Source organism: Bradyrhizobium icense, assembly GCF_001693385.1.
In the GTDB taxonomy this organism is placed as follows: domain Bacteria; phylum Pseudomonadota; class Alphaproteobacteria; order Rhizobiales; family Xanthobacteraceae; genus Bradyrhizobium; species Bradyrhizobium icense.
Genome location: NZ_CP016428.1, coordinates 2,134,152 through 2,148,957, shown reverse-complemented (window position 1 = coordinate 2,148,957; position 14,806 = coordinate 2,134,152). Strand labels below are relative to the sequence as shown.

Genomic DNA, 14,806 nt, shown 5'->3' with positions numbered 1-14,806 from the left:
GGGCAGGCGGAGAAGCTACAGCGCGAGGTAGCGCTGACGAATATTTTCGTTGGCTTTCAGCTCTTCGATCCCGGAGGTGTAAACGATCTGGCCCTTGTCGATAACCGTCGCGTGGCTCGCAAGGCCAAGGCAAAAATGCATGTTCTGCTCGGCGATCAGCACGGTTGCGCCGGTGCCGCGGAGCTGCCGCAGCAACTCCCCGATCCGCTGCACGATGATCGGCGCCAGTCCTTCGCTTGGCTCGTCCAGCAGCAGCAATGCGGGATTGCCCATCAGCGTGCGCGCGATCGCCAGCATCTGCTGTTCGCCACCCGACAGCCGTCCGGCGATCCGGTGGCGCAGCGGCTCCAACAGCGGAAACACCTCATAGATGCGCCGGATCGGCCATTCGTCCTCACCGTTAGGACCCTTCTTGGCCCCGATGACCAGATTGTCTTCGACCGTGTGTTCGGGGAAGATCTGGCGATCCTCCGGCACGAAGCCGAGGCCGGCGCGCGCGATGTGATGCGGCTTCAGCCCGGAGACAACCCTGCCTTGCAAGGTGACTCTGCCGCGGCGGGCCGGCGCGAGCCCCATGATCGCCTTCATGGTGGTCGACTTGCCGGCGCCGTTGCGGCCGAGCAATGCCATCGTTTCACCGCGCCGGACCGACAGGCCGACGCCGAACAATATCTGGCTGGTGCCGTAGTAGACGTCGAGATCCTCGACCTGCACGACCGGCTGCGTGCTCATACGGCGGCCCCCGCGTGATGCTCGGTGCCGAGATAGGCCTCGATCACAGCCTCGTCGCGGCGGATCGCATCCGGTTTACCGGTTGCAAGGATACGACCGTAGCAGAGCACGACAATCTCGGGCGCGATCTTGAATACGATATCCATGTCGTGCTCGATGAACACCACCGTGATGTTCTGCGTCTCCCAGAGCTCCCTCACTTTGTCGATCATCCGCCAGCGCTCCTCGGTGCCCATGCCGGCAGTAGGCTCGTCGAGCAGCAGCACCTTCGGATCGAGCACGAGCGCTAGCGCGATGTCGAGCAGCTTCTGATCGCCATGCGACAGCGTCGCCGCAGTCCGGTTTCGCTTGCTGACCAGTCCCAACAGCTCCATCGCATGCTCGGCGCGGTCGCGGGTCTCGGCCAACGGGAAGCGCCGGTGCAAGACGCTGGCTTTGCGCTGATCGGCGCACACCGCTGCCAGCATGGTCTCCTGCACCGTCAGTGATGGGAAGATGCTCGCAACCTGAAACGCACGGCCGATTCCATGGCGAACGATTTCCGGTGGCGAGCGACCGGCGAGATCGATGCCGTTGAGCAGTATCTGGCCGGAATCCGGCTTCAGCGCGCCCGTGATCAGGTTGAAGAACGTGCTCTTGCCGGCCCCGTTGGGGCCGATCACTGCGGTGAGCGAGCCGTCGGCGAAATCCAGCGTGACATTGTCCGTCGCCCTGACGCCGCCGAACGATTTGGAAAGGGAGCGTATCTCCAGCATGGCTAGCCGCGCTCCCCAGCACTGTTACGGCGTTGCGCGTACCATTCGACGACGAAATCCATCAGGCCCTTCCGCAGGCCGATCGCAAAGAACAGGATCACGATGCCCAGCACAAGTCCGTGATAATCGGTCAGACGGGTGACGGTATCGTTGAGGATCAGGAGCAGCACCGTGCCGACCATCGGCCCCAGGAACGTGGTCACGCCGCCAAGCATGTTGATGAAGATACCCTCGCCCGAGATGGTCCAATAGGCGAATTCCGGATAGGCCCCGGAGACGAATAGCGCCATGATGATCCCTCCGGTCGAGGCGAACAGCGCTGCAAGCACAAAGATCGTCAGTTTGGCACGCCAGACGTCGATGCCGATGAAGCTCGCACGCGTTGCGTTGTCGCGGATCATGCGCAGCGTGTAGCCGAACGGCGACTGCGCGATCCGATGCATCAGGAACAGCCCGATCACCAGCAGCGCACAGCTTGCGATGTAGAGATGCAGTTGGTTCGATAGATCAATGCCCAAAAACGGCGGCCGCGGAATGCCGCCGCGCAATCCCTGATCGCCGCCGGTCAGCGATACCCAGGACAGGATCGTCGAGTGGATCAGCATCTGGAAGGCCAGTGTTACGAAGGCGAAATAGATCTCCTTCAGCCGGACGCAGATGGCACCAATGACGAGGGCGACGAAAAACGTGATCGCCAGCGTTGCAACGAAAGCCACCGGGACGGGAACGCCGGTCTTCTGCATCATCAACCCGAAACCGTAGGCGCCAAGGCCGAAGAACATGCCATGGCCAAACGAAATCAGGCCGGTGTAGCCGACCAGAAGGTTGAGTGATGTCGCGAACAGCCCGTAGGCGGCGCAGCGGATCACGAAGTCGAGCAGCAGTTTGCTGCTGAAGACCGCCGGCAACAGGGCAAGTACGACAAAGACCGCAAGCGCAATCAGGACATCCCGGTTACGGCGCGTCTTTGGCTGCGCATGGGGGAGATCGAGTGCCTGCGCGCCCTGCTCGGCCTGCAGTTCGGTCATGCGACCTCCTTGCCGAACAGGCCGGTCGGCCGCGACACCAGCACGATCACCATGAAGAGGTACATCAGCCCTTCTGTGAACAGCGGAAAGCCGAGCGAGCCGAACGAGCGGATCATGCCGATCAAGATCGCACCGATCAACGCGCCCAGGATCGAACCCATGCCGCCGATCACGGTGACGATGAAGGATTCGATCAGCACCGAAAATCCCATGCCCGGCGTCAGCGACCGCACCGGCGCTGCAAGCGCCCCCGCAAGGCCTGCCAGCATGCCGCCAAGCGCAAATACGCCGCCATAGATCAGGCCGGTGTTGATGCCGAGCGCGGACACCATGCCTGGATTATGGGCGGCCGCCCGGATCACCTTGCCGATCCTGGTGCGGGCAAGGCCGAGCCCCAGGATCATTGCCGCCGCGAGCGCGACACCGATCAAGAGCAAATAATATGGCGGCACCACCCCGCCGGCGATGAACAGCGGCACCACCTGGAACGCGGCCGGCATGCCCATCGATTTGAATTCAGGGCCCCAGATCATCCGCACGACATCGTCGAAGATCAGCACGAAGGCGTAGCAGACCAGAAGCTGCATCAGCACGTCGGCTCCGTATACGCGGCTCATGAACACGCGTTCGAAGATCAGTCCCAGGAGGGCCGTTCCCGCCGCGCCGCACAGCATCGCCAGCGCAAAACTGCCGGAGAGCTGGTAGGCCGTCATCGCGAAATAGGCGCCGAACATATAGAAGGCGCCGTGGCTGAAGTTGACGACCTTCAGTACGCCGAAGATCAGCGTCAACCCAACAGCGACGAGAAACAGCAACATGCCGATGATGAAGCCGCTGGTGGTTTGCGTCACCAGGCAGGCGGAACTGGCGAGACAGCCGGTAAGCGCGTCGAGGTCCAAGGGAAGCATCCATTGCGGCGTGCCGGAAATGAGCGACACGCAAAAACATTCCGCAGCGAGACGGAGGCGGTTGATCCGCCTCCGTCATCGCCGATCGATCAGGTGTAGCCCTTGCTCTTCTTCCACTCGGCTTCGAGTTCGAAGATCGTCTTCCAGTCGCCTGCCTGGACCTGCGGCACATAGGGTTCCTGCGGAATCGTCGTTCCCCAGCCGATCGCGTAACCCACCAGCGTCTGGTCTTCGGCGCGCATGGTGACGGTGCCGTCGGCGCCGAACGGGGACTTGATCTTGAGACCGCGGAGCGCCTCCGCAATCTTCTTACCGTCGGCTGAATTCGCCTTCTTGGACGCTTCCGCCAGCAGCATAATCGCGGTGGCATTCTCCCACGACCAGTTGGTGGGATACTCGTTGAACTTCGCCTTGTAGGCATCACCCCAGGCAGCGTTCTCCGGCGTCGCCGGATAGGTCTTGATGTAGCGATTGCCGGAGTGAATGCCCTTCGGCAGGTTCTTCACGACCGTCAGCGCGGTGTAATCAGCCATGTTGACCGCAAACACCTCCATCTGGCTGAATAGCGCGTAGATATTGGCCTGGTCGATGTAGGACGTGAGGTCGCCGCCCCAGAGACAGGTATACAGCGCCTGCGGCTTGGCCTGCAGGATCTTTGTCACGACCTCGGTGTAATCAGGCTGGAACAGCTTTGGCCAGGACTCGCTGATAATTTCGGTGTCGGGCGCGAAGCGCTTCAGATACGTTACGTATTCGCCGGTGGTATCGCGGCCATAGGCGTAATCGGGCGAACAGGTCGCCCATTTCTTCAACCCCTTGGCTTTCGCAATTGCCGCGGCGTAGCTGCCGCCGACGATCGAGTCATGCACGCCCTGGCGCGCGGTGCGGAAGGCGTTCGGAATGTGCTGCTTGGGATCGGCGGTCAGCGCCGAAGTTTCCGAATTGGTGTGAAGACAGAGCACGCCGAGATCGCGCGCCACCTCGTGCACCGCGAATGCACCCGACGACGCCTCGGCATCGATCAGGATTTCGCATCCATCCGTATTGACGAGCTCGCGTGCGACGCGGGCGGCTTCCTGCGGCTGTCCCTTGGAATCGCGGATTACCATCTCGATTTGGCGGCCGGCCAGGCCTCCCGCGCCGTTGACCTTTTCGATCTCCAGCATCACCGCATTGCGGGACGATGTTCCGAGCTGCGCGACGCGCCCGGAGAGAATGGTCGGCATGCCGATCTTGATGGTTTTGGCTTGCGCGCGCGCCACCCAAGGAATCCCAAGTGGCGTCGCGAATGATACGGCACCGGCGCCCATCATCGCCAACGTCGCACGTCGGCTCACGCCCGGTTTGCGGGTTCTCGTCATTGTTTCCTCCCTGTGGGTTTGGCGGGTTCCCAAATCCCTCCCGGAGATCGTGTCGTCTCCGTAGGCTTTGAGGATTTCAGAGCGAGGGGGGTGACGTCAAGCCAAAGATGAATTACGAGTCAGAATTCATCTAGCTGGAAACCGGACCGAAAGCGGCGTTTTGGGCGGCAAATGATCAATCTTTCGAGCTTCATCGCTTTTCATGCCAGGCGGACGCCGGACCGCTGTGCGTTGAAATACCGCGGCGAGGATGTCTCCTACGGCGAGTTCGACGATCGCATCCGGCGGGTCGGCGGCTGGCTCGCCGAGCGGGGCATTGGTCCCGGCGATGTCGTCGCGGTGCTGATGAAGAACAGCGCGGCGTTTCTCGAACTGGCGTTTGCGACCAGCCACGTCGGCGCGGTTTTTCTGCCGATCAACTATCGGCTGTCCGCCGACGAGGTCGGTTACATCATCGCCAACTCCGGTGCGCGCATCCTGATTGCGGATGAAGAACTCGCGGGCATCGCCGCAGGCGGCGCGCCGGTGGTGTTGCTTGGTGAGTCAGCGCAATTGACGGCTACACGGCTTGCACCCGACGTCATGCCCGCCCCTGTTCATGTCAGGCAGCCGCGCGACCTGATGCGGTTGATGTACACGTCAGGCACTACCGACCGCCCCAAGGGCGTGATGCTCACTTACGAGAACATGTACTGGAAGTCGGCCGATCAGACGCTGGCTCTGGGATTGGGCGCGGAAACGCGATTGCTGGTGGTCGGTCCGCTCTACCACGTCGGCGCGCTCGATTTGCCGGGTATTGCGGTGCTCTGGCATGGCGGCCTGCTTTCCGTTCACCGCAACTTCGACCCCGAACAGGCGCTCGCCGCGATCGAAGCCGAGAAGCTCAACGCTGCATGGTTTGCGCCGGTCATGACGACTGCGATCCTCACCTGCCCGACCCGCGACCGCTACGATGTCTCCAGCCTGCGCTGGGCGATCGGTGGCGGCGAGAAAACCCCGGAAGCGCGCATCCGCGCCTTCTCCGACTGTTTCAAGAACGCCCGCTACATCGACGCCTATGGACTGACGGAGACCTGCGGTGGCGATACCTTCATGGAAGCCGGCCGCGAGATCGAAAAGATCGGCTCAACGGGGCGCGCCATCGCCCATGTCGAAGTCGAAATCCGCGATGACGCCGGCAACCGGCTGCCATCAGGCCAGAACGGCGAGATCTGCCTCCGCGGACCGAAGGTCACGCAAGGCTACTGGAAAGATACTGAGAAGACCGCGGCCGCCTTCTTCGGCGACTGGTTTCGTACCGGCGACATCGGCTATCTCGACGAAGACGGCTTCCTTTATCTGACCGACCGCAAGAAGGACATGATCATCTCCGGCGGCGAGAACATCGCCTCCTCCGAGGTGGAGCGCGTCATCTACGAGCTGCCGCAGGTCCGCGAAGTCGCCGTGATCGGCGTGCCGCACGAGCGCTGGGGAGAAAAGCCGGTTGCCGTCGTGGTGCTCGCGGATGGCGCCTCGCTGGCATTGCCTGATCTCATAGAGCATTGCCGCACGCGCCTCGCCGGCTTCAAGGTACCGAAGCAACTCATCATCCGCGACAGCCTGCCACGCAACCCCTCAGGCAAGGTTCTCAAGCGCGTGCTGCGCGCCGAACTGGAAACTCACGCATGACGCAATCATCGCACGCCGCATCGGGCAAAGTGACAAAACTCAACCGAGTCGAGCGCAACGCCTGGACCAAGCGCAGATTATTCGATGCCGCCACCAAGATCGTCGGCAAGTACGGCTACGCCGAGGCTTCCGTCGCCCGCATCACTGAGGAAGCCGGCGTTGCCCAAGGCACGTTCTACAATCATTTCGAGAACCGTCAGGAACTGCTTGATCAATTGCTGCCGAAGATCGGCATCGACATGGTCCACTTCATCCGTGAGCGCACCGGCACCGCAGATGCCGCAAGGCAGGAAATCGAGCGCTTCAGCGCCTTCTTCGATTTCATCCGTGAGGTACCGGAATTCCTGCGCATCCTCAACGAAGCCGAATATTTCGCACCGGTCGGCTACCAGAAGCATCTCGATAATATCGCGACCGCCTATGTACGCATCCTCAAACGCGCCCGCACGGCCGGCGCCATAGTGGATTTCAGCGACGAGGAGTTCGAAGCCATCGTTCACATGTTCATGGGCGCGCGCGGCTACCTGAGCCGGAGATACTCGTACACCGGCGGCGCGGTAACGGCGGCGCCCGACCATGTCATCTCCGCCTACCGCAAGCTGGTCACGCGCGGTCTATTCACGCCGGACAAAGGCAACGGCAATGACCGCTGAAGGCATCGTTCTCGTCACCGGCGGTAGCCGCGGCATTGGCGCCGCGACCGCAGCGCTTCTCGCCGGGCAGGGCCGGAAAGTCGTTATTGTCGATATTGCGCCCGAACCGCTCGCGGAAACGCAAACCATCCTGTGGCCCGCATCGTTCGACGTCGCGAGCGAAAGCGCCGTCGTCCGTGGCATCGCCGAGATCGAGGCCACGCACGGCCCGATCACACGCCTCGTCAACGCCGCCGGCGTCTTTGGCAAGATGCACAAAATCGAACGCGTGCGGATGGAACAATGGGACCGCGAGGTCAACATCGACCTCCGCGGCACGTTTCTGGTCGCCCGCAGCGTCGGCGTGAAGATGGCCGAGCGCCGGCATGGCGCGATCGTCAATGTCGCATCTGTTGCCGGCATGACCTCAGGCCCGATCCACGCCTATACGGCCGCGAAGGCCGGCGTCATCCAGATCACGCAGACGCTGGCGGCCGAATGGGGCCGCAGTGGCGTGCGCGTCAACGCGGTCTCGCCCGGTTTCACCCGCACGGCGGCGCTGGAAGCCGGAATCGCCTCGGGTGCGCTGCACAAGAAATGGCTCGAAAGCCCGACCGCGATGAACCGGCTGGTCGAGCCGATCGAGGTCGCGCAGGCCATCGCGTGGCTGCTTTCGCCGATGAGCAGCGGCGTCACCGGAATCAACCTTCCCGTCGATGCCGGCTACATCGCCGGCACCACCTGGGCCGCCTATGGCGGCTTGCCCGAAGCACCAGGCACGTGAACGAGGACATCAGCATGAATATCGAGCTGCCGCGCAAGAAACTCGATCTGTCATCGGCCATCGCCGAGGGCGACATCCGCGTGCTGCTGATGGTGCTGGTGCACATGACCGGCGACGAGCGCTGGCTGGAACCGCCTTACAGACCTAAGCGCGACGTCCGCCTGATCCCGGACCCGCAAGCCGGTATGCCGCCGGAAGTCCAGGCCGAGATCCGTGCCGCCGTATTGAAGCTGTTTGCGAATGGCGAGCCGAAGCCGGTCATCACCGATCCCGGCAATGAATTGATGCTGAAGATGATGCGCGCGACGCTGGGCGAAGACGTCGCACCTGAATATGCGCCGCTGATGCGCGAGGAAATGGGCTTCATTCCCCGCGACGTGCGCTGGACCAAACCGCCATCGAACGACAAGCTGGCGCAGCAGCATGTGCTGATCGTCGGCGCAGGCGTCTGCGCCATTGCGCTCGGCGTCGCACTCGGGCGGCTCGGCATCCCCTACACCATCGTCGAGAAGAACGACGAGCTCGGCGGCACCTGGTATGTCAATCGCTATCCCGGCTGCGGCGTCGATACGCCCAACCATTCGTACTCGTTCTCGTTCGGCCGGCGTAATCCATGGACGCGCTATTTCGCCCAGCGCCAGGAATTGCTCGACTATCTCAAGAAGGTCGCGCTCGAATACGACATTCGAGAACATCTCCGACTCAACACGGAGCTGACATCGTCGCGCTGGGACGAGAGCACGCGACGCTGGATATCGACTCTGAAGACCGCCAATGGCGAAGAGATATTTGAATCAACCACGCTGGTCAGCGCGATCGGTCAGCTCAACGATCCCCACCCTGCGCACTTCAAGGGCGAGGAAGATTTCAAGGGAGTGATGCTGCACTCCGTGCTATGGTCCAACGACATCAAGCTCGACGGCAAGCGCATTGCCGTCATCGGCACCGGCGCAACCGCCATGCAACTGGTGCCGTCGATCGCCGATCGCGTGGCCTCGGTCACCGTTTATCAGCGTACCGCGCAATGGGCGCGCCCCGTGGCGGGCTATTCCGATCCGATCACCGAGGGCGCGCAGTGGCTGCTCGCGCACCTGCCATTTTATGTGCAGTGGTACCGCTTCAACATGTTCTGGCGCTACGGCGACGGCCTGCTGCCGTTTCTGCGCAAGGACCCGGCGTGGCCGCATCCTGAACGCGCCGTCAACAAGGGCAATGACCGCCATCGCGAGGAACTGACGGACTTTATTCTATCCGAGCTGAGGGACCGTCCCGATCTGATCGAAAAATGCGTGCCGACCTACCCGCCCTACGGCAAGCGCATTCTGCTCGACAACAACTGGTTCAAGACCCTGACGAAGCCGAATGTCGAGCTGGTCACCGACAGGATCGACCATTTCGCACAAGACGGCATCGTCGCCTCCGACGGCAGGTTGCGTCCCGCCGATATCGTCGTCATTTCCACCGGCTTCAGGGTCACCGAAATGGCAGCTCGCCTCAACATCACCGGGCGCGATGGAAAGAATCTGAAGGCGGCCTGGGCCAACGATAACCCGACTGCTTATCTCGGCCTCACCGTGCCAGACTTTCCCAATCTCTTCGTGATGCTCGGCCCCAATTCAGGTCCGGCGCATGGCGGCAGTGTGATCTTCCAGTCGGAGTGCCAGAGCCGCTACATCTCGGCTTGCCTCGTCGAGATGATCGAGCAAGGTATCGCTGCGATCGATGTTCGCCCCGATGCGCACGATGAGTACATCAAGAAAGTGGATGCCGAGCATGAGCAGTTGATCTGGACGCACCCAGGCATGACCACCTATTACCGCAACAGCCAAGGCAGAGTTTTTTCGGCGATGCCATGGCGGTTCGTGGATTACTGGGCGATGACCCATGATCCCGACCTACATGACTACCGCCAGACAAAGGCTTGACTCAGTTCCCGGGGAACCGGACGCGCGACTTACCTTTGGGATAGCTTGACATGGGCCTGCATCTGCCGCAGCATTTCGTATGCTGCACCTGTCGGAGGCCCGGAGCATTCGCTCTCCACCTCGCAGGCATTGGCGCCCCGGTTAGATGATCGAGACGACACGCAGCGGAAGCGGACATACGGTCCGTTGGCCAACTCTTGGAGAGGAGCATGACGCCACCGGGTCAGACCGGTGACCTTGCTCAGCGCAAGGTCCAGGTGCGGTCGAGGTCATAGCAGCTGCCAGCCTCATCGCGCCTTCAACAATTCGAAGCTACCCGCAGGACTGGAGCGCAAAGGCCACGCGCATGCCGGATCCTGAGACATACTGGTGTCTACCAGAAATCCTTCGCCTATAACGAAGATGTAGGGCCCCGCGATGCTCAAATGCACCGGGGCCCATTCGTTTTGGAAGCATCAAAGCCGCGACGCATGGTTCCATGCTCTATTCGGATCGGAGATACTGATCCGATCGAACAGGGGAGAGCCATGGATAGACCGCGCGTGCGAATCTACACCGACTACAAGAGCCCATACGCATTCGTCGCCAACAAGCGATTATTCGAGCTCGAGGAGATTTACGGCGTCGAATTGGAATGGCTGCCCTACACGCTGCGCATCCCTGAATTCATGGGAACGGTGGAGGAGCGTACGCCGCATTTCTGGCGCAAGGTGCGCTATGCCTATATGGACGCACGCCGCTATGCCAATGCGCAAGGCCTCATCATGAAAGGTCCGCGGCGCATTTATGACGCGTTCTATGCCAGCGCCGGCATGCTGTTCGCCCAACGCCATGGCCTATTCCGCCCCTATCACGACACGGTATTCCGTCGGTTCTGGAGTCATGATCTCGAAATCGACGAACTGTCCGATATTTCCGGCGTGATTGCTTCGCTCGGCGGTTCGGCAGAAGAATTCGAAGCTTACGTCCATGGCCCCGCGCGGGCGGAGCACGATCGGATCATCGATGAGGCGGAAGCGCTCGGTGTGTTCGGCGTGCCGACCATGGTCTTCAACGGCGAATTGTTCTGGGGCGGCGATCGCATCGACATGCTGATCGAGCGCATCCGGAATCCACAGTCGGTTGCAGCGGCGCTAGGCAGCCGGCACCAGCCGTGAGCGCAAGGATTGAGTGTCTACCCGCTAGCCAAATACTGCCAGCACCCGGTGCGCTCGAGCACCGGCCGCAGTGCCGTCCTGTCTTGCTCATCCAACATCGCGAACTTGTCGCGAAGCTGCTGCAGGCATTTCACCTGGTATTTGAACGGCGCCAGCGCATAGGGCAGGCCCCAAACATTCATCTCCAGCCGTTCAAGTCCTTTCGCGAAGGCTTCAGCGTTGGCGGCCAGGAATGGCAGATAAAGTTCGCCTGATATCTTGAGCAACGCCTCGGCCATGCCCCCGAGCGCCCGTTCACGCGGATACCATTCCCCCTCCACTCCGGAAGCATCGTCCAGCCGCCGTACCCAATGATCGGTGAACGGCGCCTTCGCGCGCATGATCCGCATCGGCGTCGGATCGGTCGCCATTTCGCTGAGCTGCCCAAACCAGGCAAAGTCCGCGAGCGAGGGCCGGCTGCCGAACAGATAATTGGTCATGCCGACATGCGGCTCGAACGCCGCCAACGTCCGCAGATAACTCTCTTCCAGGAGCGGCTTGTTTTCCGCGGTGGCACCGAGAATAACCATGCGCGAAATCTGCCGCTGCCGGAACTCTTCGATTTCCTCCGCGCTGCCGGTTTCCGCCTCGGACACCGACCACTCCTCGCCAGCCCAGCGCGAGACGTAGGCCTGATCTTCAGGATCCCACCAGCGATACAGAAATAGCGGCTTCACCGCCCATTCGTCGGCGAGGTCTTCCAGGAGATCGCAGATGAATGCAACCGCTCTGTCATCGGGAATGACGGAACGGCGCTTGTGACGGCTCTCCAGATCGTAGGCCAGCGTTGTCGTCTCGCCACGGTACGTACCGTCAGGATATTGCAGCACCGGAATCAGGTTGGGCCGCAAATGCTCCGTCGCCTTGCGCAGCGCCTTGGTCATGATGACCCAATCGAAAGGAATTCTGCGGTAGCGCAGCAGCGCGCGGAGTTTGATGGCGTAGGGCGACGCGGTCGAGCCGATCAGCCGATAGCGTCCTTCGGTCATGGCATTCACCTCACTTGCTGCCATAGCGCATTCGCTTTTCACCCGCCAGACCTGCAATAACGCCTGCGGTGCTCGCCTTGTCGCGCAGCGAAATGCAGCTATCCTGCCGGCCAACGATCGGCCCGGCGGGCCGGATAATCATCTCCGCGGAGAAATGCCATGAATCCTCCCGTCAGTTCTCCCGCCGTCAAGGTCGTCAAGTCCGTCCGCGAACAGGTGAGTGCGGAGGAATGGCAGGCACGCGTCGATCTCGCGGCCTGCTACCGTCTCACGGCGATGTATGGCATGACCGAGATGATCGCCAACCACATATCCTGCCGCGTGCCGGGGACAACCGACCAGTTCCTGATCAACCCGTACGGAATGCTCTACGAGGAAATCGACGCGTCCAGCCTGATCAAGGTCGACGTCGAGGGCAACACGCTGTTCAACGCGTCCGACTATGACGTCAACGTCGCCGGCTTCGTCATTCACAGCGCCATCCACATGGCCAAGCACGACATGGACTGCGTGGCGCATACGCACACGCCGGCCGGCATGGCGGTCTCGGCGATGGAATGCGGGCTGCTGCCGTTGGCGCAAACCTCGATGCGGTTTCTCCACATCGCCTATCACGACTTCGAAGGCGTCGCCGACAATGTCGATGAGCGCGAGCGGCTGGTGAGAGACCTCGGCGACAACGAAGCCATGATCCTTCGCAACCATGGCCTGCTCGTCGTCGGCCGAACCGTGCCGGCGGCGTTCAACGTATTGTTCCGGCTCGAGCGCGCCTGCCAGGTTCAGGTCATGGCACTGTCCTGCAATACCAGGCTGATCTACCCGCCGCAGAATATTCTCGAGGACACCTATGAGCGGATGCTGCCGAAGCCGGGGCGCGCTGCCCGCAACGGCGACCTCGCCTGGCCGGCGCTACTGCGCAAGCTCGACCGCGCCGATCCGTCTTATCGGAACTGAGATTCGGTACCCTTCCTGAATTTAGGGCAAATAGTTGAGGGCGCGGACGAACCCGTTCGTCTGCCTTCTTCGTTTGCAGCTGCCGATGGGCCGTTGTCACTGCCGCCAGTGGGCACTCGTCCGGGAGCACGCAATTCTCGGCTTCGCAAGATTGAAACGGAAGACTTGTCCAGCGACTCAACCACACGTTTCATCGTTACCAGACTTAGATTCAGGATCATGCACCGAGTTGAGCCAATTCGTGACTGTGCGCTCACAAAAACACTCGATTATCGGCGATTAATTGGCTTCAGCAAATCGGAAGGCTCCACACCTAACGCGACAGCCAAGGCTTGGACGTTGTCGAGCGTGAGGTTGACGAGACCGGCCTCGATCTCGCTGATATGCGGCTGGTCGAGATCAGTGAGCTCGGCCAAGCGCTCCTGGCTCAACCGTTGTGCCTTGCGAAGGCGCCTGACGTTTGCCCCGAGAATGCCGCGCGCCGCGCTTGGGTCCGACCAATCCATTCGGACGGTAGGACCAAAGCGGGGCTAGAAATTCTATAGGTTATAATCTATACTTTAAAATCATGGAGGCTAAGGCGCGGCATAGCCTCCGGAACGCCCGCAGCCGCCCCTTCGACGTCATGGACTCACGCGATGCACCGTAAGCGCGAAGCGCCGCCACCTTCCAGCTCTGCAACGCAGAGTAGCAGAGCGAACGTCCCGAGTTCGATGCCGTCCGAATCCGGAGCCGACGATAATGCACTGCTATCCCTGGAGCGGCAGTTCGAAGTCCTCGCGCGCGAATTCGCGGTCCTGTTGAGGACGGCCGCCAACCAAAATGGAGAAATAATGCCGGGATATGGTTGCGGCGCTGGTCCGGCCAATCGGAGCAAAGGAAGCTGCGAAGCTCGCGCCGGGGACGAGGCGGACAAGCTTGCTGCGGAACGATTGGAACGGCTCGAGGCTGCCCTCGCCCGATTGGAGCCGATCGAGCGAGCAATCATGGCTGCTCCAGCTCAAACCGTTGTTGGTCTCGGGGTGAAGGCCAGGCACACCGCCTACATTATCTCCGAGTACTGGGCTGAGCCGCTGGAGAAGGCCGAGTGGGATCGACGCGCGGTGCGGCTACTGATCGAAGCCGTCTGTGTCGTGGCAGGTCGACCGCTCGACATGACGGGGCTGGCGAACCATAGCTCGGAGGTTGAGCATGGCCAGGTCACGACGCTTCCTGCGATCCCAGGCTGATCTGTGCACAGAAGCCTATCCTCGAAAACGCCCATGAGCGGATGCTGCCGAAGCCCGGCCGCAGGGGCAATAACGGCGGCCTCTCCTGAGCTATTACGGTACTGCCGACATGTTCGAGTTCAATTCACGCCATACAAAATTCCCGCGCGGGTTTGGCCTGCCCGGCCGCGCCTGGAAGGCGGGCATGCCTCTCATCATCAAGGACCTGCAGAATGCCAGGAGTTTCCTCCGCTGGGAGGAAGCGAGCGAAATCGGAATCAATTGCGGCGTCGGCATTCCCTACACGACGCCGCCGGATCAGACCTGGGTCATGACCTTCCTGTCCGCGCAGGCAACGCCGATCGCCAGGCGTTTCGAGATCTGGGTGCCGGATCCGTCGCGAACGGAACTGGTGTTTCAGTCCGGCGATTGCAGCAAGAATGCCGATCTGGCCTCGCTTTACGCATCAAAGACGATACGCAAGGGCGAAGGCAGCATCGGCGGCGCCTGGGCAACGGGCATGCCCGCCATCAACGAGCATCTGAAGGTCGATGACACCATTGCAGCGCAGCTGGCGCGCGCAGCGGGAATGAACCAGATCGTCGTTCTGCCCGTGATCGAAAACGCCCTGCTCAAGGCTGTCCTGGCCTGGTATCTCTGAAGGCG

At 61.5% G+C, this 14,806-nt stretch carries 15 protein-coding genes; 8 read left to right on the top strand and 7 right to left on the bottom strand.

Going from position 1 to position 14,806, the window contains the following annotated elements; all coding sequences use genetic code 11:
• Nucleotides 1-15: 15 nt before the first annotated feature.
• The 5 genes from LMTR13_RS10105 to LMTR13_RS10085 all read right to left on the bottom strand — a co-directional run bounded on the left by LMTR13_RS10105 (nucleotide 16) and on the right by LMTR13_RS10085 (nucleotide 4,784).
• Entirely contained in the window at nucleotides 16-732 is a 717-nt protein-coding gene (locus tag LMTR13_RS10105; RefSeq protein ID WP_065727744.1) for an ABC transporter ATP-binding protein, read from the bottom strand.
• Entirely contained in the window at nucleotides 729-1,487 is a 759-nt protein-coding gene (locus LMTR13_RS10100) for an ABC transporter ATP-binding protein (protein WP_065727743.1), read from the bottom strand. Before LMTR13_RS10100 ends, LMTR13_RS10105 begins: the two co-directional genes overlap by 4 nt.
• A gap of 2 nt (nucleotides 1,488-1,489) precedes the next feature.
• A complete protein-coding gene (locus LMTR13_RS10095; protein WP_065727742.1) occupies nucleotides 1,490-2,515 on the bottom strand; it encodes a branched-chain amino acid ABC transporter permease in 1,026 nt (341 codons plus the stop codon).
• On the bottom strand, nucleotides 2,512-3,414 hold the full coding sequence (locus LMTR13_RS10090; RefSeq protein ID WP_065732576.1) for a branched-chain amino acid ABC transporter permease: 903 nt from the start codon (nucleotides 3,412-3,414) through the stop codon (nucleotides 2,512-2,514). Before LMTR13_RS10090 ends, LMTR13_RS10095 begins: the two co-directional genes overlap by 4 nt.
• Nucleotides 3,415-3,512: 98 nt before the next feature.
• Nucleotides 3,513-4,784, bottom strand: a complete 1,272-nt coding sequence (locus tag LMTR13_RS10085; RefSeq protein WP_065727741.1) for an ABC transporter substrate-binding protein — start codon at nucleotides 4,782-4,784, stop codon at nucleotides 3,513-3,515.
• Between the two features lie 171 nt (nucleotides 4,785-4,955).
• On the opposite strand from LMTR13_RS10085, the gene LMTR13_RS10080 reads away from it, so the two are divergent.
• The 5 genes from LMTR13_RS10080 to LMTR13_RS10060 all read left to right on the top strand — a co-directional run bounded on the left by LMTR13_RS10080 (nucleotide 4,956) and on the right by LMTR13_RS10060 (nucleotide 10,950).
• A complete protein-coding gene (locus LMTR13_RS10080) occupies nucleotides 4,956-6,452 on the top strand; it encodes an AMP-binding protein (RefSeq protein ID WP_065727740.1) in 1,497 nt (498 codons plus the stop codon).
• A complete protein-coding gene (locus tag LMTR13_RS10075; RefSeq protein ID WP_065727739.1) occupies nucleotides 6,449-7,105 on the top strand; it encodes a TetR/AcrR family transcriptional regulator in 657 nt (218 codons plus the stop codon). The genes LMTR13_RS10080 and LMTR13_RS10075 overlap by 4 nt, the downstream gene beginning before the upstream one ends.
• Complete coding sequence (locus tag LMTR13_RS10070; RefSeq protein ID WP_065727738.1) at nucleotides 7,095-7,868, top strand: SDR family NAD(P)-dependent oxidoreductase; 774 nt, start codon at nucleotides 7,095-7,097, stop codon at nucleotides 7,866-7,868. Before LMTR13_RS10075 ends, LMTR13_RS10070 begins: the two co-directional genes overlap by 11 nt.
• A gap of 14 nt (nucleotides 7,869-7,882) precedes the next feature.
• On the top strand, nucleotides 7,883-9,793 hold the full coding sequence (locus LMTR13_RS10065; protein WP_065732575.1) for a flavin-containing monooxygenase: 1,911 nt from the start codon (nucleotides 7,883-7,885) through the stop codon (nucleotides 9,791-9,793).
• Between the two features lie 527 nt (nucleotides 9,794-10,320).
• Nucleotides 10,321-10,950 carry a 2-hydroxychromene-2-carboxylate isomerase gene (locus LMTR13_RS10060; protein ID WP_065727737.1) on the top strand — a complete coding sequence of 210 codons (630 nt, stop codon included), beginning with the start codon at nucleotides 10,321-10,323 and terminating at the stop codon, nucleotides 10,948-10,950.
• Nucleotides 10,951-10,967: 17 nt separating this feature from the next.
• On the opposite strand, the gene LMTR13_RS10055 is transcribed toward LMTR13_RS10060, so the two are convergent.
• On the bottom strand, nucleotides 10,968-11,978 hold the full coding sequence (locus LMTR13_RS10055) for a glutathione S-transferase N-terminal domain-containing protein (RefSeq protein WP_065732574.1): 1,011 nt from the start codon (nucleotides 11,976-11,978) through the stop codon (nucleotides 10,968-10,970).
• Nucleotides 11,979-12,137: 159 nt separating this feature from the next.
• On the opposite strand from LMTR13_RS10055, the gene LMTR13_RS10050 reads away from it, so the two are divergent.
• A complete protein-coding gene (locus LMTR13_RS10050; protein ID WP_065727736.1) occupies nucleotides 12,138-12,932 on the top strand; it encodes a class II aldolase/adducin family protein in 795 nt (264 codons plus the stop codon).
• A 269-nt stretch (nucleotides 12,933-13,201) separates the two neighbouring features.
• Here the strand turns inward: LMTR13_RS10050 and LMTR13_RS43305 are convergent, their stop codons facing one another.
• On the bottom strand, nucleotides 13,202-13,348 hold the full coding sequence (locus LMTR13_RS43305) for a helix-turn-helix domain-containing protein (RefSeq protein ID WP_335622074.1): 147 nt from the start codon (nucleotides 13,346-13,348) through the stop codon (nucleotides 13,202-13,204).
• A gap of 297 nt (nucleotides 13,349-13,645) precedes the next feature.
• Here LMTR13_RS43305 and LMTR13_RS41605 point away from each other — a divergent pair, with 297 nt between their 5' ends.
• Complete coding sequence (locus tag LMTR13_RS41605) at nucleotides 13,646-14,161, top strand: hypothetical protein (protein ID WP_065727734.1); 516 nt, start codon at nucleotides 13,646-13,648, stop codon at nucleotides 14,159-14,161.
• A 109-nt stretch (nucleotides 14,162-14,270) separates the two neighbouring features.
• Nucleotides 14,271-14,801 carry a GAF domain-containing protein gene (locus tag LMTR13_RS10035; protein WP_236843335.1) on the top strand — a complete coding sequence of 177 codons (531 nt, stop codon included), beginning with the start codon at nucleotides 14,271-14,273 and terminating at the stop codon, nucleotides 14,799-14,801.
• Nucleotides 14,802-14,806 lie beyond the last annotated feature (5 nt).

Excerpts from the sequence above, each read along its gene's own strand:
- LMTR13_RS10100 (WP_065727743.1), bottom strand. The coding sequence starts at position 1,487 with ATGCTGGAGATACGCTCCCTTTCCAAATCGTTCGGCGGCGTCAGGGCG.
- LMTR13_RS10070 (WP_065727738.1), top strand. The coding sequence starts at position 7,095 with ATGACCGCTGAAGGCATCGTTCTCGTCACCGGCGGTAGCCGCGGCATT.
- LMTR13_RS10050 (WP_065727736.1), top strand. The coding sequence starts at position 12,138 with ATGAATCCTCCCGTCAGTTCTCCCGCCGTCAAGGTCGTCAAGTCCGTC.
- LMTR13_RS10035 (WP_236843335.1), top strand. The coding sequence starts at position 14,271 with ATGTTCGAGTTCAATTCACGCCATACAAAATTCCCGCGCGGGTTTGGC.
- LMTR13_RS10085 (WP_065727741.1), bottom strand. The coding sequence starts at position 4,784 with ATGACGAGAACCCGCAAACCGGGCGTGAGCCGACGTGCGACGTTGGCG.
- LMTR13_RS10060 (WP_065727737.1), top strand. The coding sequence starts at position 10,321 with ATGGATAGACCGCGCGTGCGAATCTACACCGACTACAAGAGCCCATAC.
- LMTR13_RS41605 (WP_065727734.1), top strand. The coding sequence starts at position 13,646 with ATGCCGTCCGAATCCGGAGCCGACGATAATGCACTGCTATCCCTGGAG.
- LMTR13_RS10065 (WP_065732575.1), top strand. The coding sequence starts at position 7,883 with ATGAATATCGAGCTGCCGCGCAAGAAACTCGATCTGTCATCGGCCATC.
- LMTR13_RS10080 (WP_065727740.1), top strand. The coding sequence starts at position 4,956 with ATGATCAATCTTTCGAGCTTCATCGCTTTTCATGCCAGGCGGACGCCG.
- LMTR13_RS10075 (WP_065727739.1), top strand. The coding sequence starts at position 6,449 with ATGACGCAATCATCGCACGCCGCATCGGGCAAAGTGACAAAACTCAAC.
- LMTR13_RS10095 (WP_065727742.1), bottom strand. The coding sequence starts at position 2,515 with ATGACCGAACTGCAGGCCGAGCAGGGCGCGCAGGCACTCGATCTCCCC.
- LMTR13_RS10105 (WP_065727744.1), bottom strand. The coding sequence starts at position 732 with ATGAGCACGCAGCCGGTCGTGCAGGTCGAGGATCTCGACGTCTACTAC.
- LMTR13_RS10055 (WP_065732574.1), bottom strand. The coding sequence starts at position 11,978 with ATGACCGAAGGACGCTATCGGCTGATCGGCTCGACCGCGTCGCCCTAC.